The sequence below is a fragment of the Streptomyces sp. 8N616 genome (assembly GCF_052246385.1).
Lineage (GTDB): Bacteria > Actinomycetota > Actinomycetes > Streptomycetales > Streptomycetaceae > Streptomyces.
The window spans coordinates 110,237-134,152 of record NZ_JBQQBY010000003.1; the positions used below are offsets into that span (position 1 = coordinate 110,237).

The window sequence follows — 23,916 nt, forward strand, 5'->3', positions numbered from 1 at the left end:
CTCTACTTCTTCTTGGCCGGCATGTCGTGATCCACGAAGTCTCGTCCTCGCTGCGTGGTCTTGATCACCCTCATGTTTGATGTGTCTAGCCAGTGATGCCTGCTGGAGGTTGCTTGGAGGGCATTTTCCGGGTTGCTCGGGTTTCTCCAAACTGCTTCCTTGTATGCGGCCATCACGTGTCCGACGCCGATTTCCTCCAGCTCTAGGATTTGTTCGAAGTAGTAGACCGCCAGCAAGCCCTTCTGGTCGATGGTTGTGGGCTGCTTCGCTTCGATGAAATCCTTGAATGACGTCTTACCTTCAGGTCGAAACCCGATGTCTTTTACCGCCGTCCAATTCCGCTTAGGCTTTACCTTCCTTCGCTTTCGTTCTGCGACGTTTGGCTCCCCGGTGGGCTCATCGTCTTCGGTGCCCTGGATGTTCTCGGCAAGTGTTTCACCTGGAATTGCGGCCACAGCCGAACCATTTCCATTCGCTGTGGCGCTCCCTTGACTGGATCCTATGATGCTCGCCGAAGGGATGTTCAAGGAGCCCACGAGAGCCTCGAACGCCTGTCGTTGAACCTCTTCGGAAGTGAACGCATTGATGGCTTCGGCAATGCGAGGCATGGAATCCAGCAGCTTGTCGAACTCCTGCTCACCCATAACGCCCCCCGGGCTTGCTTGTTGAAGTGGCATCTGCCATTTGCAGTCTCGGTGCCCCCGCCGTCCGGTTGGCCCATGGTCGCCCCAACCGGAAAGGTTCGCAACCCATTCGGATCAGTTTGAGTCCACATAGTTTTTAATTAAACGTTAGTTCGAATCGAGGGTGGCCGTGTCCAGGTCGGTGGAACGGCTTTGGGGTGGCGCTGCTTTGGCGCGAGTGATCATGGCCCCGTAAGCTTGCGGCGCGTCGGGCAGTCTGTGGACCTGCCCGGTAAAGCACGACGTTGGGGCCATGATCTTCGAGGCTCGCGCCAAAGTGGCTCCGTAAAGCCGTGGAGCCGACCGCCCCAGCCACGACATACCCCTTCTCTGGCCTTCGGCGGCTGATCGCTGTGAGCGCGGCACGGGCGCCGGCCGGGCTGGAGCGGGGCGGAGACAGGAGCGCAGGCCCGGCCGGGGGCCGGGCCGCGCGCGGTGAGCGGAGCGAGCCGCCTTGAGTAAGTAAAGGCAGGTTTCGACAGTTCAACGGTGCGTGGTGGCACGAGCCAGTGTCAGCGTTGGTTGGAACGTGCCTGTGCCTGTGCCAAGTTGCCTCGTACGATGCGGGTGAAGGGATGGTCTCGGCCGAGGATCCGCTCGCAGTCCGCGAGATTCTCCTCATGGATGGGGATGGCGCGGTCTAGATCACCCGCTACCTGGAAGGCGCCTGCGAGGTTGTTGCGGGAGATCAGGGTGTCGGGATGCTCGTAACCAAGGACCAGCTCCCGTTTGGCGAGGGTCTGCTCATGGATGGGGATGGCGCGGTCTAGATCACCCGCCGCCTGGAAGGCGCCTGCGAGGTTGTTGCGGGAGGCCAGGGTGTCGGGATGATCGTGGCCGAGTACCCGCTCGCAGGCGGCGAGGGTTTGCTCATGGAGAGGGATGGCGCGGCCCAGATTCCCCGCCTCTTGGAAGGCGTGGGCCAGGTTGTTGCGCGAGTTCAGGGTGCTGGGATGGTCGTGGCCAAGGACCTGTTCCCGTTCGGCGAGGGTCTGCTCAAAAAGGGGAATAGCCCGGCCCAGATCCCCCACCGTTCGGTAGGCGTGGGCGAGGTTGTTGCGCGAGTTCAGGGTGTCGGGATGGTCGTGGCCAAGGACCTGTTCCCGTTCGGCGAGGGTCTGCTCAAAAAGGGGAATAGCTCGGCGCAGATCCCCCGCCGCTTGGAAGGTGGTTGCGAGGTTGTTGCGGGAAACCAGGGTGTCGGGATGGTCGTGGCCGAGGACCCGCTCGCAGGCGGCGAGGGTCTGCTCAAAAAGAGAGACGCCGCGGCCCAGATCCCCTGCCTCCTGGAGGGCGTGGGCGAGGTTGTTGCGAGACTGAAGGGTGCTGCGGTCATCGTGGCCAAGGACCTGTTCCCGTTCGGCGAGGGTCTGCTCAAAAAGGGGAATAGCTCGGCGCAGATCCCCCGCCGCTTGGAAGGTGGTTGCGAGGTTGTTGCGGGAAGCCAGGGTGTGGGGGTGGTCGCGCCCATGTAGGCGTGCTGACGCACTGGCGGAGCGCTGGGCGTATTTGGTGGCTTGGCCAAGCCTTCCCTGACTGCACAGGAAACGGGAGGAATAGTAGGAGATCAGTTCGGTATCGGCGGTGTCGCTGTCGGGCGGCGTGTGAGTGAGGTAGACATCGATGTGGGGAAGCAGGGCCCGCCAGCGCGGCCATTCAGCAAAATTGGTCTCTGGGGCGGATGGAAGTGCGTTGCGAAGGGCGGTGGCAACGGCGCAGTGAGCTTCGTGGATGGCCTGTTCTGACCGGTGGGGGTCAGTGGCATCCGCAGTGCGGGCAACGACCTGGACCAAACGGTGTGCAGCGGCTGCGTCCTCAGTGAGGTTGATCATGCTGAAGTCATTGAGGAGGGCAAGGGCGTCATCTTCCGCGCCGGGCTCGTCGGCGAAGCCGCTCAGTAGGTCGCGGGGAATGTCGTTGGCGGCGAGCCATGCCATAACGCGCAGAAGGTGGACAGCGAGGCGGTCGCGTTCGGCGATGGTGTCGAGCGTGATGCGCCAGGTCCGAGCGATGGTGGCGCCGTGAGGATCGCCGTCACCGGGGGTGCTCAGCATCCGGGCGGTCTGGGTGCGGAAGCGCTCGAGGTAACCGGAGTAGGTGCCGCGAGTGCGGCGGATATGGGCACCTGCTTGTTCCAGGGCGAGCGGGAGATGTCCGAGTTCATCAGCCAGTCCTCTGGCCGCGGCGTGTTCATCGGGCTGGTTCCGCCCGGCGAGGTGGCACAGCAGGCGGGTGGCTTCCGGTGGGGTCAGTACGTTCAAGTGCAGGGGGTGGGTAGCCAGGTCGTGCCAGCCGTGGGTACGGCGACTGGTGATGAGGTGGTCGCCGCCGGTGAGCCGGGCCAGGTACGGGGCTATGTCGTTGGGGTCGGTGGCGTTGTCGAACACCAGGAGCCACCCGGCGTGGGCCTCAAGCCACGCCAGGGCCCACTGGGCTAGGTCTGTACTCGCCGTGGTGCTGGTGTTGATCCCGCTATTGACCCGCCTGGTGAGCTGGGCGAGGGAGTCAGTGATGGCCTCGGATGTCTCGGCGTTGATCCACCAGACCAGGGTGTAGCTGTCGCGGTGGACATGGGCGTAGTGCAGGGCCAGGGTCGATTTCCCAACCCCGCCAAGCCCCGACATAGCCTGGGTCACCACCTGAGTGGCTGCCCGCTCCTTCTTGGGTCCTAAAGCCTGCTCCAGGGTGTCCATTTCCGCCGACCGGCCGACGAACTGGTGAGGATCGGGCCGGGGAAGGTTGTGCACGCCCTTCGGCGCGGGAAACTCGTTGGGTAGCGGCAGGACTGCAGGCGCGTGGACAGTGATATCACCGGTCATGATCGGGGCGTAGCTGGCGCCGACGGCTGGTGACCGAGCTCCTGTCGTAGCGGGTCCGGGTGTCTGTGACGGGAAGGTTGGTGGAAGCGCTTCGGCCATGATGCGGGCTCAGAAAGTCCTGTCGCCGGTGTGGATGGTGGCGTAGTTGTACTGCACGGCAGGTGACCTCTCACCCGAGGTACTGATCGTGATGGTGGCCGGTGTTGTCGGGCGTGGCCATCCGGCAATATCGGCAGCGAGATCCGGATCTGCCGCCAGGAGACGGCGGATCTGGACCCGGAGCACAGTCTTCAGATCTGCATCCTCGGGGGCGTTGGCCATGTCGAAAACCGTGGTGGCGAGGGCTTCCTGTTCGGCCGTCGGATTGTCTAAGGACGCGTCTCGGCCGGTGAGGTGTCGCAGGAGGCGCTGCCCAAAATTCACGGTGGCGTCGGCAGCGTCGCTCTCGACGCGGGCCAGGACTGCGGCCCCGTAGCCCGTAATGGCCGCGGTGGCGTATGGCGTGAGCTCCTGCGCGAGTTGGACGGCGTCTATGGACACGACTGCATCCCCCCAGTGTTGAGAGCCGCTTTGCGTCCCGGTGCACAGCGGCACGTGGGCAACCCAGCGTAGCCACCATCTCGACGGCCAGTCCCGCGAATGCACCGACCCCGCGTGCCCTGAGCCCGACACTGCCGCGTAGGGCGCCCGGTCCTGGTCTGGTGTTAGGTGCGTGCTGCCCGGAGGGGCCTGTCTGCGGTGATGCGGTAGGAGAGTTGGGCGCGGTCGCCGCTGGCACGTAGCTCTTCGAGGATGAGGGGGGCGTCGTCGGTGCCGTGGGTGATCCGCAGGGTGTGGACGACCGGGGTGGCGTCGGGGAGTTCCAGGACGGTGCGTTCGTCGGGGAGGGGCATGCGGGCGCGGACGGTTTCGGACCACCAGAGCTTGTGTCCGGCCTGGGTGAGTAGTCCGTAGATGGCTGCGGGTTCGGTGTCGGGTGCGTCGGCGAGCGGCGTGCCTTCCGCAACGGCGAACGGGATGAGGGTGCGGTGCAGGAGCCGGGTTCCGGTGGCGGGGTCGATGAGCAGTCGGTCGCAGCCGAAGAGGGCTTCGTCTTCGTCGAGTTGGAGGAGCAGGCCGGTGGCGGCGGTGGTTTTGGTGCGGTAGACGGCCGGTTCCTGCTCGTGGTCCCAGACGGTGCCAGTGGGGGCGATGTACCGGCCGGAGCCGTTGCGGGTGATGTTCCGCTCGATGGTCACCGCGGGTGTGGCGGCTGCGCGGACGAACGAGCCTTTGCCGTGGCGGACTTCGATGAGTCCTTCTGTGCGGAGGGCGGCGATGGCGTTGCGGACGGTGGGGCGGGAGACCTTGTAGCGGTCGATGAGTTGGGTCTCGGAGGGGAGCGGGCTGCCGGGCGGGAATTCGCCGGCGGTGATGGCGTCGCGGATGGCTGCGGCGACCTGCTGGTACAGCGCTCCGGGCCTCTGGATCTCTCCCATGCGTGGGTCCCCTGTCATGTGTCGTCTGTCTCCCTTATGTCACTCGTCAGCATAAGTGCTTGACTCTCCCGGCGCCAGAGCCGCATAGTCGCACTCATAAGGACGAGTGACGACAGCGTGAGTACTGTCGTCCTGGATGGCCAGGGAGGCCGACAACACATGCAGTCCATATCTGTGGACACATCCCGGCTGGGCGCACTGATGTGCGTGGTCAAGCCGGAACCGAAGATCGCGGACTTTGAGAAGCAGGAGGTGAAGAAGGACCGGGACGGCAACACGATCTACACCGTGGCCGTGACCGTGCGGCAGGACGGACGGCGGGTCTCCGTCATCGAGATCTCGGTGACCGGCGAGCCGAAGGGCGTCGAAGAGGGCATGCCCGTCCGGGTGACTGGCCTGGAGGCGTTCGCCTGGTCGATGGGTGACCGGCACGGAATCAGCTTCCGCGCCGCCGCTATCACCCCCGTCCCGGCCGCCCCGCCTTCCGGTGGGGGTAAGGCGGGTGGTGCCTGATGGGGCCCATCGCTCTCGCCTTCGCCCTGGCGGCGCTGGCCTGGCTCCTGGTGGCGGGAACCGCGCTGCGGCAGAAGCACCCGGCGTGGTTCTGGATCCTCACCGGCTACCCGGTCACCGCCCTGCGGGTGCTGGCCACCTGGCGCAAGGTCGCGCGGCTCAACGATCTGTCGGTGGCGCCGCAGCCCACCGGGGCCGTGCTCGGCGGCCTGGCAGTGAAGGGTGAGGCACTGCGGCTTCACGCGCCGCGCATCTCCTTCCCTCGAGTCACCCGTAACGGGCTGTCGCTGGTGGTGCGGTTGCATCCGGGGCAGACTCCGGCGCCGTTCATCGCGGCGGCTGATGCCCTTGCGCATGCCTGGCGGGTGCACGCGGTGCGCGTGACCTCGCCGGAACGCGGAGTGGTGCTGCTGGTCGCCACCGCCTGTGATCCGCTTCAGCGTCCGGGCCTGGCCTCGGCGCCGGCCGCGCTCCTGTCCGCGCTGGTGGGGGTGCAGGAGTCCGGCGGGGCTTGGGTGATGAACCTGCGTCAGGTTCCGCACTGGCTCATCGTCGGCGCGACCCAGTCGGGCAAGTCCACGCTGCTCGCCCGCTTGGTGGCCGAGTTGGCGCCGCAGCCGGTGGCGCTGGTGGGGATCGACTGCAAGGGCGGCATGGAACTCGGCCTGTTCGGGACACGCCTGTCGGCGCTGACCACCTCCCGTCGTGAGGCGGTGGCGGTGCTGGGCGCCCTGGTGGTCGAAGTGCAGCAACGCATGCACGCCTGCCGCGCCGCCGGGGCCCGCTCGATCTGGGAACTTCCCGAGAAGGCCCGGCCAGTTCCGGTCGTGGTCCTGGTCGACGAGCTGGCCGAGCTGTACCTCTCGGATGGCACCCGGGAGGGCCGGGTGGAGGCGGAGCGGTGCTCAACCTCCCTGCTGCGCCTGGCCCAGCTCGGGGCCGCGCTGGGGGTGCATCTGGTGGTCGCCGGGCAGCGGGTCGGCTCCGACTTGGGACCCGGGGTCACCGCGCTGCGCGCCCAGCTGTCGGGCCGGATCTGTCACCGCGTCAACGACCCCGGCACCGCAGAAATGGCCCTCGGAGACCTGTACAAGGACGCGGTGGTAGTGGCTCAGTCGATCAGCCCGGAGGAGCAGGGCGTGGCGGTGTGCACGGCTGCTGACGGCGGCTGGGGCCGTGCCCGCTCCCACCTGACCACCACCGAAGAGGCTCGGCAGGTCGCCGAGGAGTACCGGGAGATCACTCCCGAACTCCTCGGCGTGACCCGCGCCCTGGAGGCGCCGACGGGAGGTGAGGGGCCGTGAGTGCATCGGCCGCGATGCCGCTGGTCGTGGTCTTCGGGATCATCACCGTCCTCCTGGTCCGCTCCCGCGATGTGAAGGCGTGGGAAGCCGTGCTGATCGGCCTGTTCGGCTTCTACACCGCGCTCACGCCGATCGGCTGGGCCGTGGTCGGCGTCGTGAACTGGGTCCTCTCCGGCTTCACCCACACCTAAGCCACCGAAGGGAGGACCTGCACCTTCATGCCCATGCGCCGTGTGCGCTGCCCCATCTGCAAGGGCGAGCGCTACCGCATCACCCGCAACGGACACAAGCGACGCTGCCGCTGCTGCCGCGGCAAGGGAACCATCCGCTGACCAACCGCACGACCGACCCCGCAAGGAGTGATCCCCATGGACGCACACCACCCAACCCCATCCACCCGTGCCGCTACGGCGGCCCACCCTGGGAGGTCCCCACCATCACCCCCGACGCAACATCGGCGGACAGGCGCGCCGTGCTCGACCGCGCGGCGCGCCTGCGCCACCTCTCCGAAGTCGATCAGGACCTGATACGCCGGGCCAACGATCCGCAATTCGGCCGCTGGCTGGAGCAGATCACCGCCACCGGCGGCTGCGCCCACCCCATCCACCTCACCGGCTCCACGACCGTCTACGACGCGGCCACCGGCGCCGTGCTGCACCACTACGACACTGCGGCAGAACCCGGAGAACGGCTCCTGGTCCGCTGCCGCAACCGCCGCGCCACCGTGTGCCCGGCCTGCTCACGCCTCCACGCAGGCGACACCTACCACCTGGTGCGAGCCGGACTCGTCGGCGGCAAGAACGTCCCCGACCACGTCCGGGACCGACCCCGGCTGTTCGTCACCCTGACGGCACCCTCGTTCGGGCCCGTGCACCACGCTGCAGACGGCGAGCGCTGCCGCCCCCGCCGGGCGGCTGGCGTCTGCGAGCACGGGCGTCCCGTCGGCTGCCCGGCCGTCCACACCGAGGCTGATCCGCTCGTCGGTGAGCCGCTGTGCCCCGACTGCTACGACTACACCGGACACGTGCTCTGGCACGCGCACGCCGGGCGCCTGTGGAAAGCCTTCACCGACAACCTCTACAACCACCTCGCCGCACGCACCGGACGCACCCGAACCGGCCTGCGCCGCTCCGTGCGCATCTCCTACGCCAAGGTCGCCGAATACCAGAGCCGCGCAGCCGTCCACGTACATGCCGTGGTGCGCCTCGACGGTGCGCGCGGCACAGTCGACGAACCTCCGGCCTGGCTCGGTACCGAGCTGCTGGCCGAAACCGTGCGGACTGCTGCGGTGGCCGTGCGCCTGCGCACCCCCTACAGCCCGGCCCTGGGCGAACACGAACTGACCTGGGGCACCCAGCTCGACGTCCGACCGCTGCGGGCCTTCGGAGGTCCTGACGGAATGGCCGACGAGGCGGTAGCCACGTACGTCGCCAAGTACGTGACCAAGGGCGCGGGTGCTGCCGGATCCGCCGGCGGCACCGACCACCGCGTCACCGGCGCCGACGACATCGACCACGCACTCGTATCCCCGCACGTCCGAACCCTCATGCACACCTGTTGGTGCCTCGGCGCACTCCCCGACCTGGAGCCGTTCCGCCTGCGCGCCTGGGCCCACAGCCTCGGATACCGCGGCCACATCCTGACGAAGTCACGTCGCTACTCGACCACGTATGCCGCGCTGCGAGCCGAACGCGCGGCCCACGAACGTCCCGAGGCGGTTCCCGCTGATGACATCGACACCGTCACGGAAGCACAGTGGCGCTACGTCGGCTCCGGCCACACCCCCGGCGCCGCACTCATCGCCGCAGGCATCGCCGAAGACCTGGCGCTGAACCACGAGATCGCGCGAGCGGAAGGGGAGGATAAGGGGGCGTGCTCGTGAGGCACCGATCCCTCGCTGAAGTTGGCCGCTTCCGCTCTGGCCGTACGGTGGGATCTCTGCCTGAGGCTCTGTCCAGCTGGCGCGTAACCACAGTTTCCTTGGACATCGCGGTAGCCGTCGCCCAACTGCTTGGCGGTCAGCCGGAGGAATGGTCGGCTTCTGGGGAAGAATGCTATGAGGTTCTGACCGATTCTCCGACCGTTCCGATAGTCGTTGATGGTTCAGACGCCATTACCGCTAACTTGACGATACGAGACCAAGGTCCCCAACCGAACACGAGCATCGTGTTCCGACTGGCCGATAAGTATGGACTCGGCGTCTTTCGCTTTCAGTCTGCGTCATGGAAGTTTGCGGCAGATGCCCATTACATCGGTGAAAAGCTTGCCAACATCCGCGATGAATCGCTCTGTGAACTATCTCTAGAACATGTCAGGTTCACGGGTGGGAACCAGGTTAGGGCGTCATATCGTAAGCCGACGATCAAGGTTCTGAAACCCTGGAACGACGCCCATCGCTTGATTCCTCAGTGATGGACGTCGCGCTCCAAGGGCTACTCGAGTTCATCCTGCGCGATTGCATTGAGCTCGGCAGCCGCAGGGTCACCGAAGTGCCCTGCTTCGAAAGCCACTCGCTCGCTCACCGGCTGATGCCATGCCGTTGCTCTGCATGCGGTTACACGCACTCCGGCAGAGAGCAACATCTCTCGTCGTGCCTGTGCGTCCCCCTTGCGCCAATCCTCGCCCCATGTGTCGGGGAGCTCTATCACTTCCCGCCGCGGTGGTTGGTAGGGAGTTTCCTCAAGTGCGGCCAGGCGCTCGGACATGCCATTCAGCTGGCCGGTGACAATCTCTGCGGCTGCACCCCTCAAATTGGCAAGGCTGCTACCGAGGTTGGCAATGCCGCTCCTCAGTTCAGCGATGGCAGCTCGGTTGTCGACTCCGCCGACTGTCACCGTCATCGTCCTGCGCAAGTTTCCGAACCGCTTCAGAAACTCAGCCTCTACGTACTTCATGACCGGCTCGGCTAGCAGGGAGATACCCGGAACGCGCTTGCCGGTCGCCTCGTCCAACGCGTGGCCTTCGCCGGTGCAGCGGAACTGCTCGATGCGCTCGCCTTTCCTCTTGATGTTGCGGCGTTCCTTGTAGAAGTGCCGAGCCATGTTGTTGCCACAAAGGTCGCACACCAGTACACCCAGCAGGGGGTGTGCGTCCTTTCGTTTACTGACGCCCGACGCGCCGTTCCCGCGCTTCTTCATCTCCTCTTGCAGGTCGTACCACTGCTGATCGCTGATCAGCGATTCCCCCTGCCGTACAGGCTCACCCGTGGCAGTAAGTACCGGTGTTCCATCGGCTTTGACGAGGTGTCCGCGCATCATCGGGGAGCGCAGCATTTTTCGGACGGTCTCAACATGCCACCGGTCGTCCGGATCGAACTCACGCGCAGGACTGGCGAGCGCTGCTCGATAGTTCTTCGGAGTGATCGCATTCGTGTTGTTCAAGTGGTCCCGGATCTTGCTGTACGTTGCTCCCTTGATGGCCATGGTGACCATTTCCCGTCGGATCTGCGCAGTCCCAGATTCCCCAGGTTTCCCCTCGTCAGTTGCGAGCCACCATCCCTCATTTCCATCGGGGAACATCTTTCGAACGGGGCGGAAGCCATACGGCACGGAGCCTCCTCCCCATCGTCCGATCTGCTGGAGATAAGCCGCAGCGCCTTGATTGCGCTCCATGATGGTCTGGCCTTCGAGCTGAGCAGCGAAGGCAAGGAACATCATCATGAATTCGCTCATGATCGACGTGAAGTCGAGTTCCAGCACGTCTCCGCCTGGGCCGCTGGCGAAGATCAGCCGCTTCCGATGCTTCTTGGCATACCGGCCGAGGTCGGCCATGTCGGCCATGCTGCGGACAGCGCGGTCCATGCGCTGCCAGATCATCACGTCCCACTCGTCGGGGCGGTCCAGCCAGTAGCTCAGCTCCTCCCGTTCCCACGGGGTGGTCTTGATGGCCGACACGTCTGTGTCTCGCGCCCATCCGACGAAGCGCGCGCCGATGGATTGACCAGCTTGGGTGACTGTGTCTGTCTGGACTTCCGGTGAGGTGCTGGCGTCTGTGTACCGGCTCAGACGAACTGCGCCTACAGCGCGGGGCTGTCCCCCCTGTTGAACAAGCATGCATGCCATGCTAGTTGGCGGAATTGGCGTGCGCCCTTTCGCTGTGGTGCACGGGGTTCTTGCTGAGCCGCTGTTCCGCGAGCGCCTGCCGCGCGTCGGCGTACCGCGTGACCAGCCACGCCTCGACCCCGCTGGGCAGCGTGGTCCTGTGCACCGGGGAGTGCTCGCGCAGCCAGGCGTACGCGGGGTACGGGTCGGCAGCGAACTCCCACGTGAAGAGCGTGGGCGGGGCGGGGGCAGTGGAGTCGTCGTGCACCCCTCGACCGTAACCGGCCTGCTCCAGGGCAAGGGACCGTGCTTCATCTTTCCTGTTCTCCCATGGGAACCACAGCCGGGGCCGGGGTTGCCGTTGAAAGCGCTCGGCACGGCCATGACAAGTGGCAGGCCTATGGGAAGAGGGATGGTGCGGCGGCCTCGCAGCCATCGGCCACCAGCCAGTCCACGGCCGAGGGGGCGGTCGCCGAGTGGATCACCGCGATTATCGAAGGCGACAAGAAGCAGGCGTGCTTGGTGATGGGGAGCCCAGCCACCGGTTCTTCGCCCGCGAAACCCGACACGGCGTCGATATGTGAGAGCAACGCACCCGAGGTGCGGCAGATGCAAGACATGGTCGAGAGGCTCCGCACGTCGTCACGCCCAAGCAGCCCAAGAGTCACCCGGCGGTGGAAGTCGCCCAAGTCCCTGTGACGGGCGACAAGGCGGTCGTTCCCGCCGGCAAGGTCACCGTCGACGGACAGACCCTTGACAAGATCATCCTGTCCCACTCCACCGGAGTGGAGCCGGGGGAGCTGGACGTCAAGATCGACGCCACCGAGATCGACGACTCCTGGTACGTGACCAATCTCGAATTCAACATCGGCTCGACTTCCGGCTCTGGCGCCTAAGGCACCCGCACCGTGCCGTCGGCACCCTGGTACCCCTTGTCGGCCCAGCAGCGCAGACCAGCCTCGGCCGGGGCGTCCTCCAGGATGACGAACGCCTTTCCGTGCTGCTGCTCGGGCGGCGGCGCCAATTCACTCATGATCGGCGTCAAGTCGAGCGCCGGCATGCCTGCTCGCGCAGCCAGGGCGGTACGCGGCGCCGTGCTGATCCGATCGGCGTAAGAGTGCGTGACCTGTCGTGGCCCGCGGCGTTGTGGCGTATGCCATCGCGCCATTTGCGCGAAAGGTTCCTTTCTGCAGAGGAGACAGACATGTCACGCATGGCCAAGGCCATTGCCGTCACGGCCGCGGCGGGTGCCGTGGTCGCCGGTGTCGCCGGCACCGCGGTAGCCAGCTCGGATTCGAAGGGCGCGGCCGTTAACTCCGGGGGCGTCATCTCTGGCAATGTGATCCAGATTCCGCTCCACATCCCGATCAACATCTGCGGCAATAACTTCAATGAGGGTCCGCTCAGTATCGGCAATGCGACGATCGGCAATGTCTGCATCAACGCTGAGAGCGACCACCACGACAAGAAGTACGAGAAGAAGCACGACAAGAAGAGCTACAAGAAGGACCACGGCAAGAAGGACCACGGCAAGAAGAAGCACAGCTGGTAGCGATTCCGCGCGCCGGCGGTGCGCCGCGGCCCGGCCGGCCTCAGCCCACCCTGCACCGGAACGCACTCGGAATGCCGGAACGCGACGGTGGCCTCCCGCACCAGCGGGAGGCCACCGTCGCGTTTCACGGAGCGGGTTCCGGCTTCCCCGCGCCTCGGCGAACGGGGGCGGCGGGAGAGCCGCCCGATGGTGAGCGGCTCGCGGCCGTCGTCGTTCATGGTCCGGAGTCCCGGCCTTCCAGCGGCTGGAGATTCACTGGAGATTCAAACGGCGGCGGCCACCCTTGCGTCGGTGTGCTCGAGCCAGCCGGAGGCGATGAGGTACTGGCCGAGGAGGTAGCCCGCCATGATCAGGACCTCGTGGGCCTCGCGGGAGGGGAGCTCACGGCCCGCCGCCTGGAGCCCGATCAGGAGGTCCGAGCCAAGGAAGGCGGCGGCACCCGCGGCCACCTTGCCGCCGACGCCGAGGGCGGCGGCGCCCATCACGGTCAGCGCGAGGCTGTATCCGGCGACGGGCAGCCGGAGCCGCTCGTCGAGCGTCGGCCCGAGCAGCGCGTTGACGGCCGCCCAGCCCGCCAGGCAGCCGACCGCGGGCCACGGCTTCCTCGCGATGCCGCGGAGCGCGCCGAGCTTGCGGGTGTAGCCCGCGGTGTAGCTGACCTGGGTGCCGAGGAAGGCGGCCATGCCGAGGAGGAAGGCGGGCTCGTGCTCGTCGAAGAGGAGCGCGGTGTCGCCTGCGGCGGCGAAGGCGAGCCCGGCGACCAGTGCCTTGGGGAGGGGCTCGGAGGTGTCCTTGCGACGGCGCAGTACGTGTGCCGCGAGCGCGGGCATGAGCAGCGGCTTCGCCGCCCTGCGGAGGCCACGGGGGCTGCGGGCGACGGCGACCAGGTCGGCGGCGGCCAGCGCCCCGAACGCGGCGAGCGCACCCCGCCCGTGCCCGTCTGGCCGCCCCATCCGAGCCACGGCCTCGAGGACCCCGTTGCCGTACCGTCGACCGCGCTGTCGGGTGATCGCCATGCGCGGCAGTCTCCCGACGCCGGTGACGCGCCGTCAACGCCCCGGCCCTGTGACCTCGCCCGTTCCCGGCCAACAGGGCGCGCCCTTCGGGCACCATGGCGCGAATTCCCCGCCCGCCCGCCGCTGGAAGCCCCCTGCGCGCAGCGCCAAGTGGAGTCATGGACAGCCGCGGCGAGCCCGCCCCGGCCCAACGCCGGTCCCCGACCGGCATGGGCGCACGATTCGATCGGCAGGGACGCACGATTCGGGCACGGCCGCCCGCCAACCTTTCCTCCCCCCGAGGGCGTGGGTAGCCGAGGCCCCTGTCACCCAGCGCCGGACTGGGACCGGCAAGCACCCGCGCGGCCCGTCCGCTGAGGCCCCCGCGGCGGCCGGAGCGCCGCCTGTCCGGGCAGGGCCGGGGCCGCATGCCCCGGCCCCGCGACCATCGGGTCGGCTCGGGTGGGCCGTGTCTCCCCCAGTTGCGGGCGCGCGCGGAGCGCGCGGTCAGCCTGTGCCGTGGCCGCTGCCGCCGCGGTCCCACTTCCTCGACTCCGGCTCCCCCTCGTCCGCCGCAGATTCCGACCGCTGGTTGTCGAACTCGTACGGCATGTGCCGGATGCCGTTGTGCGGTACGTCGTGTGGCCTGCGGCGCTCGTGGAAGTCCGTGCGCGGGCGGGCGACGTCCTGGTGACCCGGCCCGTGATTGGGCGGTGCCTCGCCCGTCTCGTGCTCGTCGTGCGTCTCCCACGCGCCACCCCGCCGCTGCGGCTCCTTCGGCGGCTCCGGCTCGCGCGCCCGGACCCGGAGGCCGAGAACGACTGCTCCGAACAGCACGAGCACGACGAAGATCCCGATGACGAGGGGACCGATCCCGACCAGGTAGTCACGCCGCACGGCAATTTCCATGGTCAGCTGCAACATGCGCCACGAGTACCCCCGCCGGGGAGAGTCAGTCGGCGCCGGGAGTCAGTAAGCGCGGGGAGTGGCGGAGAGCCGGCGGAGAGTCATTCCGTCCCCTCGGCCGTACGGATCGCGTCCCGGTAGGCGCGGGCCGCAGCGCGCAGGGCCGACTCCGGGTCCGTGCCCTCCTTCTCCGCCCGTACGGCGAGGGCCAGCAGCCGCTCACCGACGCCTCCCCCGTCCCCCGCCGCAGGCAGCGGCACGTCAAGCCCTGCCGTCCGCACCCGCGCCGCGAGCTTGGCGGCGAGTGCCAGCGCAGGCTGGCCCAGCGGGATGCCGTCCGTGACCGACTCGCGCTGCTTCTCGGCGGCCTTCGTGCGCAGCCAGTGCGCCTTCACCTCTTCCGAGGTCTCGGCGGTCTCCGTACCGAAGACGTGCGGGTGCCGGTGGATGAGCTTCTCGACGATCGTGCCCGCGACGTCGTCGATGGAGAAGGGCTCGTCCGGGTCCTCCTCGGCGATCCGGGAGTGGAAGACGACCTGCAGCAGCACGTCCCCCAGCTCCTCCCGCAGCTCGTGCCGGTCGCCCGCCTCGATGGCCTCGACGAGTTCGTACGCCTCCTCGATCCCGTACTTCGCCAGGCCCTCGTGAGTCTGGGTGCTGCTCCACGGGCACTCGGTGCGGATGGTGTCCATGACCTGCACGAGGTCGAGGAGGCGCGCGCCCGGCAGGTCGTACGAGGCGGGCAGCAGCTCGAGGTCCGGCATCTGCACCCGGCCGGAACCGGCCATCCGGGCCAGCCCATCGGTCAGCTCCGGGTCGCCCTCGCCGGACGGGATGACGACGACGGTACGGCCTCCCGCGCAGTACTCCACCAGCTCGCGGGCGGACGGGGCGGCGTGCTCGACCTCGATGCCCGCCTCGTGCAGGTACGGCAGTTGAGGGTGGTCCGGGTCGGGGCACAGGACGCGGTCGGCGCCCCGCAGCGCCTGCCAGGCGGGCCAGGAGAGCAGGCCCGGGGCGACCCGGTGGCTGGTGGTGAGCAGGATGATGCGGCCGGGGGCCTCTGCTGATCCTGCTGCGTCGGCTTCTGCTGCGTCGTTCGCACGTGCTGCTGCGTTCACGGGTCGAACGTAACCCACCGCTCACTCCCCCTGGGCGGACCGGATGTCGTCGAGGTGGTCCTCCACCCAGGTGCGCAGCCCTCCCAGGGGCACGGCGAGCGCACGCGTGGGCTGCGCGCGAGTGCGTTTCTGGTGGAGCCGGACGGCGCGGCGCCGGCGCGGATCTCGGAGCTGATCGACGCGAGGGGCTGTCGCCGTCGAGGTCGAGGACGTCCTGCCGCTGGACCGGGCGGCCGCGCGGCGTTACGCCTGGGCGGGCTCCGTGGGCGTTGGGCGGAGCCAAGGGGTCTTGGCGTTGCCCAGCTGGACCTTCTTGGAGTCCCACGTCCCGTAGCGCGGGTTGACGTCGACACCCAGCTTGGTGGAGGCCTCGCTCAAGGCGTCCACCAGCTTCTGCACGCCCTGAGGGCTGCTGCGGTCCGCGCCGAGCGACTGCGCGAGCTTGTCCATGGCGACCTGGTTGCGGATCGCGGCCTCCACCTGGCCGGGCGCGATGGCGTACTGCTGGAGCCACTGCTCGCGCAGCCGGTCCGCGCCGCCCGCCTGCCGCTCGGCCGTGGCCTGCGCCTTCTGTACGTCGCTGCGGCTGACGCTCACACCGGCGTCCGCGGCGGCGCGGTCGAGAATCCGGTCGAAGATCATGCTGCTGAGGGTGGCCCGGCTGAGCTGGCCGCTGTCCTGGATCAGCTGCGCGGGCTGCGCGGAGCCGCGCTGCGCCTCCCGTACGGCCTCCACCTGCGACTGGAGCTCGGAGACGGTGATCCGGTCGCCGTCGACCACGGCCGCCGCACCGGGGTGCGAGGCGCTGCCACAGGCAGCCAGCAGCGGCGACGCGGCGAGCAGCGCGGCGGCGGAGACGGAGAGCGCGGTCCTGCGGCGGATCAGGCGGATCAAGTGGGCCTCCCGGCGGCAACGGTTGTGCGACGGTGCACCGACCTTGCGGTGATCGATGTTAGGCAGTCGGCGTGGTCTGGGCCACTGATTCGGGCAACGATTCGGGGCATGCTTCGGATACGCGGCCACCCGGCACGAGCCCGGCAAGCCGCCGCCCTACCGGGCCGTGAAGCGCGCCGGCGCCTCTGTGGGGTTGCCGCCGGTCGGCAGCTTCTCCCCCGGGCAGCGCGCCAGCACCCGCCGCATCGCGTCCCGCTCCGCCTGAGTCACCCACAGCCCGTACTTCTTCTTCACTCCCACCTGCCGGGCGACGTACGGGCAGCGGTACGTCCGGTTCGGCGGAAGCCAGGTCGCTGTATCGCCGTCGCTCTTGCCGCGGTTGGTGCTTGCGTCGACCGCGAGAAGGTTGAGCGGGTCGTTGGCGAACGCGATGCGCTTGCGCGGCGCCCACTGCCGGGCGCCCTTCTGCCAGGCGTCGGACAGCGCGACGAGATGGTCGATGTCCACCTCGCTGCGCCCGCCGCGCCGGAACTCCACGCGCCTGCCGGTGTACGGGTCCGCGGCCAGCGCCCCGGACTCCACCGCGCACTCCCCGTCCTTCCCGGCCTCCCCGTCCCCCTCTGCCCGGAAGGTCACCGCGTCCAGGTCCCGCTTGAGTATGTCGTCGCGCGTCGGGCAGCCGTTGCTGTCGGTGTCGGCCCACGGCGAGCCGAACCGCTCCCGCTCGTAACCGGTCCTGGGCGCCCGCCCCTTGACGGTCAGGCCGTCGACGGCCTTCAGCGCCGAGCCAGAGCCCGGGCCCGCATCCTCTGTGGCGGACGGCTCCGGCCGACCCCCGTCGCTCCCGTCGCCGTCGGGCACGCACCCGCCGGCGGCCAGGAGGGCGGTGAGAGCAGCGGCGGCGTACGCGGTGCGGGCGGGGAGCGAGGACCGTATCAAGGCGGTGTCCCGTCGGGAAGCGGAGGCGGAGGCCTAGGCGGAGGCGGAGGCCTAGGCGGAGGCGGAGGCCTGGGCGGAGGCGGCTGGGCGCGCGGCATTGCGCGCCCAGCGCGAAATCCTAGGGACGCGCCCCGCCTCTGTCTCCGTCCGCCCCCGCCCTCAGCCGCCGAGAATCGTCGTCAGGAACTCGCCCGTCCACGCCAGCAGTTCGCGCCCGACCAGCGGCTTCCCGCCGATACGGGCCGTCGCCGGGCGGGGCACCAGGACCTGCTTCGTGGCCGGCTTGATGACCGAACGCGGGTGGAGGCGCTTGAGGCGCAACTCCTGCGACTCCCGCAACTCGACCGGCGAGAAACGGACGTTGGAGCCCTGGAGGGTGATGTCCGAGACCCCGCACGCCCGCGCGAGCAGCCGCAGCCCGGCCACCAGCAGCAGGTTCTCGACGGGCTCCGGCAGCTTGCCGTACCGGTCGGTGAGCTCCTCCCGTACGGCCGCGATGTCGTCCTCGGAGTTCGCGGAGGCGATGGCCCGGTACGCCTGGAGGCGCAGCCGCTCGCCCGGCGCGTAGTCGTGCGGGACGTGCGCGTCGACCGGGAGCTCGATCTTGACCTCGAGCGGCGGCTCCTCCTCCACGCCGCCCTCGAGCGAGGCGCGGTAGTCGGCGACGGCCTCGCCCACCATCCGTACGTACAGGTCGAAGCCGACGCCTGCGATGTGCCCCGACTGCTCGCCGCCGAGCAGGTTTCCTGCGCCGCGGATCTCCAGGTCCTTCATCGCCACGTACATGCCCGCGCCCATCTCCGTGTGCTGCGCGATGGTGGCGAGCCGCTCGTGGGCGGTCTCGGTCAGCGGCTTCTCCGGCGGATAGAGGAAGTACGCGTAGCCGCGCTCGCGCCCCCGCCCCACGCGGCCGCGCAGCTGGTGGAGCTGCGAGAGGCCGAAGTTGTCGCCGCGCTCGACGATCAGGGTGTTGGCGTTGGAGATGTCGATGCCGGACTCGACGATCGTCGTCGAGACCAGCACGTCGTACTTCTTCTCCCAGAAGTCCACGACGACCTGTTCGAGGGAGGACTCCGACATCTGGCCGTGGGCGCTGGCGATACGGGCCTCCGGGACGATCTCACGGAGCCTCGCCGCCGCCCGGTCGATGGACTCGACGCGGTTGTGGATGTAGAAGACCTGGCCCTCGCGCAGCAGTTCGCGGCGGATGGCCGCGCCGATCTGCCTCTGCTCGTACGGGCCGACGAAGGTCAGCACCGGGTGCCGCTCCTCCGGCGGGGTGGTGATCGTCGACATCTCGCGGATGCCGGTGACCGCCATCTCGAGCGTGCGCGGAATCGGGGTCGCGGACATGGTCAGCACGTCGACGTTGGCGCGGAGCTTCTTCAGCTGCTCCTTGTGCTCGACGCCGAACCGCTGCTCCTCGTCGACGATGACCAGGCCCAGGTCCTTGAACTTCGTCTCGGAGGAGAAGAGGCGGTGGGTGCCGATGACGACGTCGACCGAGCCCTCCCGCAGGCCCTCGGTGACCGCCTTCGCCGCGCCGTCGGACTGGAACCGGGACAGCGCCTTGACCACGACAGGGAACTGCGAGTAGCGCTCCGAGAAGGTCGCGAAGTGCTGCTGCACGAGGAGCGTGGTCGGGACGAGGACGGCGACCTGCTTGCCGTCCTGGACCGCCTTGAAGGCCGCCCTGACCGCGATCTCCGTCTTGCCGTAGCCGACGTCGCCGCAGATCAGCCGGTCCATCGGGACCGACTTCTCCATGTCCTCCTTGACCTCGGCGATCGTGGTGAGCTGGTCCGGGGTCTCGGCGTACTGGAACGCGTCCTCCAGCTCCCGCTGCCAGGGCGTGTCGGCGCCGAAGGTGTGGCCGGGGGCCGCCATGCGGGCCGAGTAGAGCTTGATCAGGTCGGCGGCGATCTCCTTGACCGCCTTCTTCGCGCGCGCCTTGGTCTTCGTCCAGTCGGCGCCGCCGAGCCGGTGCAGGGTCGGGGCCTCGCCGCCGACGTACTTGGTGATCTGCTCCAGCTGGTCGGTCGGGATGTAGAGCCGGTCGCCGGGCTGGCCGCGCTTGGCAGGGGCGTACTCGACGACCAGGTACTCGCGGGTGGCGCCCTGCACGGTGCGCTGCACCATCTCGATGTAGCGGCCCACGCCGTGCTGCTCGTGCACGATGTAGTCGCCCGCGACCAGGGTCAGCGGGTCGATGGTCTTGCGGCGGCGGGCCGGCATCCGGGCCGCGTCCCGGCCCGCGGCCTTCTGGCCCGACAGGTCGGTCTCGGTGAGGACGGCGAGCTTCAGGCCCGGGTCGACGAAGCCGTACTCGATGGAGCCGCAGGCGACGTGGACGACGGACGGGGCGATCCCGGCGAGGTCGCCCCTCTTTTCACCGGACACAGCGAGGCGGGCGGCGATGCCCTCGCCGCCGAGCACCTCGACCGTACGGGCCGCCGGGCCGTGCCCCTCGGTGACGTACACCGTGCGCCAGCCGTCGGCCAGCCAGCCCTTGGTGTCGGCGAGGGCGCGGGCGGTGTCGCCGCGGTAGCTCTCGGGGGCGCGCATACCGAGCCGGAGGGTGTCGCCTTCGGTCCCGCCGGGCTCTTCGAGCTCCGTGTCGGTGACGAAGGGGCTGACCGTCCACCACATCATGCCGAGCTCGCGGGCCCGGTCCCGTACGTCCGCGATGCCCCACAGGGACGCGGCGCCCACGTCGATCGGCGCCTTGCCTCCCCCGGCCGAGGCGGCCCAGGAGGCCTGCAGGAACTCCCGGGAGGTCGCGACGAGGTCGGCGGCCCTGGTACGGACCCGCTCCGGGTCGCAGAGCACCGCCATGCTCCCGGCAGGGAGGACGTCCAGCAGCAGCTCCATGTCGTCGACGAGCACGGGGGCGAGGGACTCCATACCCTCGACGGCGATGCCCTCGGCGATCTTGCCGAGCAGCTCGCCGAGTTCGGGGTGGCGCTCGGCGAGGTCCGCGGCCCGCTGCCGTACGCCCGCGGTGAGCAGCAGCTCGCGGCACGGCGGGGCCCACAGACCGTGCTCGGCGACCTCGAGGGAGCGCTGGTCGGCGACCTTGAAGTAACGGATCTCCTCGATGTCGTCACCCCAGAACTCGATCCGCAGCGGGTGCTCCTCGGTGGGCGGGAAGACGTCGAGGATGCCGCCGCGCACCGCGAACTCGCCGCGCTTCTCGACCAGCTCGACGCGGGAGTACGCGGCGGCCGCGAGCGCGTCCACGACCTCCTCGAGGTCGGCGGTCCCGCCGGTGCGCAGCGCGACCGGCTCCAGGTCGCCCAGCCCCTTGACCTGCGGCTGCAGCACGGAGCGGATGGGAGCGACGACGACACTGACCGGCCCGGCGGCGGGATCGTCGGCAGCCGGATGCGCGAGGCGGCGCAGCACGGCGAGGCGGCGGCCGACGGTGTCGGAGCGGGGGGAGAGCCGCTCGTGGGGCAGAGTCTCCCAGGACGGGTACTCGACGACGCCTTCCGGGGGGAGGAGCGAGCGGAGGGCGGCGGCGAGGTCCTCGGCCTCGCGGCCGGTGGCGGTGACGGCCAGCACGGGGCGGCTCGCAATGGGGGCACCTCCCGTGCCCTTAAGGCTACGGGGGATGGCGAGGGCGGCGATGGCGAAGGGGCGCGCGGCGGGCGGGCCGACGAGGTCCACATACGGCCGGTTGCCGTCGGCGGCGGCCTTCACCGCTTCGGCGAGCGCGGGATCATTGACGACGACGTCGAGCAGACCGTGCAGGCTCATGAAGGCTTTCCCGTCCCGGGTGATCACTTGGCTACGCAGACTTACGAATCGCGGGCCTCAGGCGGACAACGCGAATCGCCCGACACGTCATACGGGCCGGGGTGCTCCAGCGTACGTCGCCCCGCCGACAAGCGGAGCCGAGTCCTGGGGAGGGGCGGGCTGGGGGTGGGTGTCCAGGCCACCGATCGGCCTTTCCCCCGCTTTCCCCCGCGGTGCCACCACAGTGCCCCTGCAGCGGGTTCCGCCCGCGGACGCCCGGCCCTAGAGCGGTTAGAGCGGGTTCCGCCCGCAGGCGCCCGGCGCCCCTTCCCGCGGCTTCGATCTGCGGCTCGGTCGCGTAGCAGGGAAGCAGCACGCCGCAAGTGCCATGAGCCGCCGGACACGTCCTAGCGTGGAAGTATGCGGGGCGACCTGGTGACGCTGTTTCTCTGCGGCGACGTGATGCTCGGCCGGGGCGTGGACGCGATCCTTCCGCACCCTGGCGACCCGGCGCTGAGGGAGACCTACATCCGGGACGCCGACGGCTACATCGAGCTGGCGGAGGCGGTGAACGGTCCGATCCCGCGCCCCGTCGAGTCCTCCTGGCCCTGGGGAGACGCCCTCGACGCGCTCGACGAGGCCGCGCCCGACGTCCGGGTGGTGAATCTGGAGACGAGCGTCACGCGGAGTGACGACTTCGAGCCGGGGAAGCCGGTGCACTACCGGATGACCCCGGACAATCTCCCCTGCCTGGCCGCGGCCCGGCCCGACGTCTGCGCCCTGGCCAACAACCACGTGCTGGACTTCGGCCGGAGCGGGCTCGAGGAGACGCTGGACTCCCTGGCCGCGGCGAAGCTGCGGGCGGTGGGAGCGGGGCGGTACGCGTACGAGGCGCGGCGCCCGGCCATCGTCCCGGTCGACGGTGGGGCACGCGTTCTGGTCTTCTCCTTCGGCATGGCGTCCAGCGGCATCCCGGCGAGCTGGGCCGCCACCGCAGACCGCTCCGGGGTCGACTTCGTCCCCGAGCCGTCGTACGCCGCGGCGGCCGAAGTCGCCGACCGCGTACGGCAGGTGAAGCGGTCGGGCGATGTCGCGGTCGCCTCGATCCACTGGGGGTCCAACTGGGGCTACGGGGTCCCCCGGGACCAGATCCGCTTCGCGCACGCGCTGATCGACGGCGGGGTCGACGTCGTGCACGGGCACTCGTCGCACCACCCGCGCCCGATCGAGGTGTACCGGGAGAAGCTCATCCTGTACGGCTGCGGGGACTTCATCGACGACTACGAGGGGATCTCCGGCTACGAGGAGTACCGGGACGACCTGCGGCTGCTGTACTTCGTGTCGGTGGACGCGGACACGGGTGAGCTGGCCGGCGCGCGGATCGTGCCCATGCAGGCCCGGCGGATGCGGCTCCGGCACGCTTCGCGCGGGGACGCCGAGTGGCTGCGCAGGGTTCTCGACCGGGTCAGCCAGGGGTTCGGCTCACACCCGGGACTCGGCCTCGAGCCGGATGGCACGCTCATGCTTGGGCGGGAGCGGCCGGTGGGCCCGGTCGGGCCGGTCGGGCCGGTCGGGCCGGTCGGGCCAGTCGGGCCAGTCGGGCCAGTCGGGCCAGTCGGGCCAGTCGGGCCAGTCGGGCCAGTCGGGCCAGTCGGGCGAGCGTGAGGACGGCGAGCCATGACGGAAGCGGATTCGCCCGAGGGTCCCGAGGGTCTCGAAGGTCTCGAAGGTCTCGAAGGTCTCGAAGGTTCCGAGGGTCCCGAAGGTCCCGAAGACCTGGTCCGGGCCATCCGGGCGGCCGGCATCCGCGACGAGCGCGTACTCGAGGCCGTACGGAGGACGCCGCGCGCCGGCTTCGTCCCCGCGGGCTACGAGGCGGACGCCTACGACGACTCGCCCCTCCCGATCGGACGCGGGCAGGTCACCACACAGCCCTCGCTGTCGGCGAGGATGATCGAGGGCCTCCAACTCGCCGGTGACGAACACGTACTCGAGGTCGGCACCGGCTTCGGCTTCCAGACCGCGCTGCTGGCCCGTCTGGCCGCCGACGTCGTGAGCATCGACAGATGGACGGAACTGGTCCGCCAGGCGCGGCAGAACCTCGCCGGTCAGGGCATTCGGAATGTGGAGCTGTGCGTGGGGGACGGCAGCCGCGGCGTACCGCAGCGCGCTCCGTACGACGCCGTCGTCGTCTCGGCGGCGTTCCCGGAGGTCCCCCCGCCCCTGATCGAGCAACTCCGCGCCGGCGGCCGCCTCGTGCAGCCCATCGGCTCGGGCGGGGACGAGGAGGTCGTGTCGTTCCGCCGCACCGCAGCGGGGCTGGCACGCGAACAGGTCCTCACCTGGGCCAGGTTCGTCCGCCTCCACGGGGAGCACGGCTTTCCGCCCTGAGAACACGCATCCACGTATGGCCGGGGGGCCGTAGGCTGCTCGAATGTGACGACCGAGCCGGACTTCCCCAGCACCGGGTTCGATCACGGCCCTGGACCTGCCGGACGGCGCCCTCGGCAGCATCGTGGCCTGGTACTCGATCATCCATGCCCGCAGGGACGATTGCCGGAGGTCTTCGACGAGTTCCACCGGGTGCTGGCGCCGGGCGGCCACCTGCTGCTCGCCTTTCAGGCCGGCGACGAGCCCCTGCACCTGACGCAGCCCTTCGGCCATCCGGTGTCGCTCGACTTCCATCGGCGGCAGCCGGACCACATCGCCGAACTGCTGCGGCAGGCGGGACTGGGGCCCTACGCGCTCAGCTGCTGCGCGAGCCCGACGACGGCGGCATGGAGAAGACGCAACAGGCCTTCCTACTGGCCCACAACCGTCATGACACACCTCAGGCGCGGCCCGGGCGAGCGGAGCATCTGGGCGGCGACAGGCTACGGCTCCTGCTGACGGCCGCGGAACAGCACCCAGCAGACAACAAGGCCCTTGCGGGCT

The 23,916-nt window shown here is 69.1% G+C and carries 21 protein-coding genes and 2 pseudogenes; 10 read left to right on the top strand and 13 right to left on the bottom strand.

Translation table 11 applies throughout. From position 1 onward, the window contains the following. Positions 1-2: 2 nt before the first annotated feature. From ACTWQC_RS03635 to ACTWQC_RS03650, 4 genes are all read right to left on the bottom strand, one after another. Positions 3-644 carry a hypothetical protein gene (locus ACTWQC_RS03635; protein WP_443314029.1) on the bottom strand — a complete coding sequence of 214 codons (642 nt, stop codon included), beginning with the start codon at positions 642-644 and terminating at the stop codon, positions 3-5. 551 nt (positions 645-1,195) lie between these two features. Then, a complete protein-coding gene (locus ACTWQC_RS03640; protein WP_443314031.1) occupies positions 1,196-3,502 on the bottom strand; it encodes a tetratricopeptide repeat protein in 2,307 nt (768 codons plus the stop codon). A 108-nt stretch (positions 3,503-3,610) separates the two neighbouring features. Next, the gene (locus ACTWQC_RS03645; RefSeq protein WP_443314032.1) at positions 3,611-4,042 is read right to left on the bottom strand and encodes a hypothetical protein; all 432 of its coding nucleotides are present in this window, start codon (positions 4,040-4,042) and stop codon (positions 3,611-3,613) included. Between the two features lie 164 nt (positions 4,043-4,206). Further along, positions 4,207-4,980 carry a GntR family transcriptional regulator gene (locus ACTWQC_RS03650; RefSeq protein ID WP_443314033.1) on the bottom strand — a complete coding sequence of 258 codons (774 nt, stop codon included), beginning with the start codon at positions 4,978-4,980 and terminating at the stop codon, positions 4,207-4,209. A gap of 159 nt (positions 4,981-5,139) precedes the next feature. Between ACTWQC_RS03650 and ACTWQC_RS03655 the strand changes: the two genes are divergently transcribed. From ACTWQC_RS03655 to ACTWQC_RS03675, 5 genes are all read left to right on the top strand, one after another. Next, a complete protein-coding gene (locus ACTWQC_RS03655) occupies positions 5,140-5,493 on the top strand; it encodes an SCO3933 family regulatory protein (protein ID WP_443314034.1) in 354 nt (117 codons plus the stop codon). Further along, complete coding sequence (locus tag ACTWQC_RS03660; protein ID WP_443314035.1) at positions 5,493-6,797, top strand: FtsK/SpoIIIE domain-containing protein; 1,305 nt, start codon at positions 5,493-5,495, stop codon at positions 6,795-6,797. The genes ACTWQC_RS03655 and ACTWQC_RS03660 overlap by 1 nt, the downstream gene beginning before the upstream one ends. After that, positions 6,794-6,988 (top strand): hypothetical protein, encoded by a 195-nt coding sequence (locus ACTWQC_RS03665; protein WP_443314036.1) that lies wholly within the window; start codon positions 6,794-6,796, stop codon positions 6,986-6,988. The genes ACTWQC_RS03660 and ACTWQC_RS03665 overlap by 4 nt, the downstream gene beginning before the upstream one ends. A 281-nt stretch (positions 6,989-7,269) precedes the next feature. Next, positions 7,270-8,679 carry a replication initiator gene (locus tag ACTWQC_RS03670; RefSeq protein ID WP_443314037.1) on the top strand — a complete coding sequence of 470 codons (1,410 nt, stop codon included), beginning with the start codon at positions 7,270-7,272 and terminating at the stop codon, positions 8,677-8,679. A gap of 98 nt (positions 8,680-8,777) precedes the next feature. Then, the gene (locus ACTWQC_RS03675; RefSeq protein ID WP_443314038.1) at positions 8,778-9,209 is read left to right on the top strand and encodes a hypothetical protein; all 432 of its coding nucleotides are present in this window, start codon (positions 8,778-8,780) and stop codon (positions 9,207-9,209) included. Positions 9,210-9,229: 20 nt separating this feature from the next. Here the strand turns inward: ACTWQC_RS03675 and ACTWQC_RS03680 are convergent, their stop codons facing one another. Further along, complete coding sequence (locus ACTWQC_RS03680; protein ID WP_443314039.1) at positions 9,230-10,858, bottom strand: recombinase family protein; 1,629 nt, start codon at positions 10,856-10,858, stop codon at positions 9,230-9,232. 16 nt (positions 10,859-10,874) lie between these two features. Then, positions 10,875-11,105, bottom strand: a pseudogene (locus ACTWQC_RS03685) (cytochrome P450); the annotation flags it as partial. Positions 11,106-11,532: 427 nt separating this feature from the next. Here ACTWQC_RS03685 and ACTWQC_RS03690 point away from each other — a divergent pair. Continuing rightward, positions 11,533-11,733, top strand: a complete 201-nt coding sequence (locus ACTWQC_RS03690; RefSeq protein ID WP_443314040.1) for a hypothetical protein — start codon at positions 11,533-11,535, stop codon at positions 11,731-11,733. Here ACTWQC_RS03690 and ACTWQC_RS03695 read toward each other — a convergent pair. Beyond that, positions 11,733-11,810 (bottom strand): annotated as a pseudogene (locus ACTWQC_RS03695) (IS5/IS1182 family transposase); the annotation flags it as partial. The gene ACTWQC_RS03690 and the pseudogene ACTWQC_RS03695 overlap by 1 nt on opposite strands. A 231-nt stretch (positions 11,811-12,041) precedes the next feature. On the opposite strand from ACTWQC_RS03695, the gene ACTWQC_RS03700 reads away from it, so the two are divergent. Beyond that, positions 12,042-12,389, top strand: coding sequence for a chaplin (locus ACTWQC_RS03700; protein ID WP_443314041.1), 348 nt, complete (start codon positions 12,042-12,044; stop codon positions 12,387-12,389). 263 nt (positions 12,390-12,652) lie between these two features. On the opposite strand, the gene ACTWQC_RS03705 is transcribed toward ACTWQC_RS03700, so the two are convergent. From ACTWQC_RS03705 to mfd, 6 genes are all read right to left on the bottom strand, one after another. Next, positions 12,653-13,405: a lysoplasmalogenase gene (locus ACTWQC_RS03705; protein WP_443314042.1), complete on the bottom strand. Its 753-nt coding sequence runs from the start codon at positions 13,403-13,405 to the stop codon at positions 12,653-12,655. A gap of 486 nt (positions 13,406-13,891) precedes the next feature. Beyond that, positions 13,892-14,308, bottom strand: coding sequence for a DUF6479 family protein (locus tag ACTWQC_RS03710; protein ID WP_443314043.1), 417 nt, complete (start codon positions 14,306-14,308; stop codon positions 13,892-13,894). An 83-nt stretch (positions 14,309-14,391) separates the two neighbouring features. Further along, entirely contained in the window at positions 14,392-15,411 is a 1,020-nt protein-coding gene (locus tag ACTWQC_RS03715; protein ID WP_443314044.1) for a nucleoside triphosphate pyrophosphohydrolase, read from the bottom strand. A gap of 243 nt (positions 15,412-15,654) precedes the next feature. After that, entirely contained in the window at positions 15,655-16,296 is a 642-nt protein-coding gene (locus tag ACTWQC_RS03720) for a SurA N-terminal domain-containing protein (RefSeq protein WP_443314199.1), read from the bottom strand. A gap of 165 nt (positions 16,297-16,461) precedes the next feature. Beyond that, on the bottom strand, positions 16,462-17,244 hold the full coding sequence (locus tag ACTWQC_RS03725) for an HNH endonuclease family protein (RefSeq protein WP_443314045.1): 783 nt from the start codon (positions 17,242-17,244) through the stop codon (positions 16,462-16,464). A gap of 159 nt (positions 17,245-17,403) precedes the next feature. Further along, positions 17,404-21,003 carry a transcription-repair coupling factor gene (mfd, locus tag ACTWQC_RS03730; protein WP_443314046.1) on the bottom strand — a complete coding sequence of 1,200 codons (3,600 nt, stop codon included), beginning with the start codon at positions 21,001-21,003 and terminating at the stop codon, positions 17,404-17,406. A 399-nt stretch (positions 21,004-21,402) separates the two neighbouring features. On the opposite strand from mfd, the gene ACTWQC_RS03735 reads away from it, so the two are divergent. The 3 genes from ACTWQC_RS03735 (at position 21,403) to ACTWQC_RS03745 (ending at position 23,871) form a co-directional block, all read left to right on the top strand. Then, on the top strand, positions 21,403-22,647 hold the full coding sequence (locus tag ACTWQC_RS03735) for a CapA family protein (protein WP_443314047.1): 1,245 nt from the start codon (positions 21,403-21,405) through the stop codon (positions 22,645-22,647). 12 nt (positions 22,648-22,659) lie between these two features. Beyond that, positions 22,660-23,373, top strand: a complete 714-nt coding sequence (locus tag ACTWQC_RS03740; RefSeq protein WP_443314048.1) for a protein-L-isoaspartate(D-aspartate) O-methyltransferase — start codon at positions 22,660-22,662, stop codon at positions 23,371-23,373. A 162-nt stretch (positions 23,374-23,535) separates the two neighbouring features. Then, complete coding sequence (locus ACTWQC_RS03745) at positions 23,536-23,871, top strand: hypothetical protein (RefSeq protein WP_443314049.1); 336 nt, start codon at positions 23,536-23,538, stop codon at positions 23,869-23,871. Positions 23,872-23,916: the final 45 nt, after the last annotated feature.

Coding starts and splice junctions, on each gene's coding strand:
- ACTWQC_RS03635 (WP_443314029.1), bottom strand. CDS start 644: ATGGGTGAGCAGGAGTTCGACAAGCTGCTGGATTCCATGCCTCGCATT.
- ACTWQC_RS03640 (WP_443314031.1), bottom strand. CDS start 3,502: ATGACCGGTGATATCACTGTCCACGCGCCTGCAGTCCTGCCGCTACCC.
- ACTWQC_RS03650 (WP_443314033.1), bottom strand. CDS start 4,980: ATGGGAGAGATCCAGAGGCCCGGAGCGCTGTACCAGCAGGTCGCCGCA.
- ACTWQC_RS03655 (WP_443314034.1), top strand. CDS start 5,140: ATGCAGTCCATATCTGTGGACACATCCCGGCTGGGCGCACTGATGTGC.
- ACTWQC_RS03660 (WP_443314035.1), top strand. CDS start 5,493: ATGGGGCCCATCGCTCTCGCCTTCGCCCTGGCGGCGCTGGCCTGGCTC.
- ACTWQC_RS03680 (WP_443314039.1), bottom strand. CDS start 10,858: ATGGCATGCATGCTTGTTCAACAGGGGGGACAGCCCCGCGCTGTAGGC.
- ACTWQC_RS03700 (WP_443314041.1), top strand. CDS start 12,042: ATGTCACGCATGGCCAAGGCCATTGCCGTCACGGCCGCGGCGGGTGCC.
- ACTWQC_RS03705 (WP_443314042.1), bottom strand. CDS start 13,405: ATGGCGATCACCCGACAGCGCGGTCGACGGTACGGCAACGGGGTCCTC.
- ACTWQC_RS03710 (WP_443314043.1), bottom strand. CDS start 14,308: ATGTTGCAGCTGACCATGGAAATTGCCGTGCGGCGTGACTACCTGGTC.
- mfd (WP_443314046.1), bottom strand. CDS start 21,003: ATGAGCCTGCACGGTCTGCTCGACGTCGTCGTCAATGATCCCGCGCTC.
- ACTWQC_RS03735 (WP_443314047.1), top strand. CDS start 21,403: ATGCGGGGCGACCTGGTGACGCTGTTTCTCTGCGGCGACGTGATGCTC.
- ACTWQC_RS03740 (WP_443314048.1), top strand. CDS start 22,660: ATGACGGAAGCGGATTCGCCCGAGGGTCCCGAGGGTCTCGAAGGTCTC.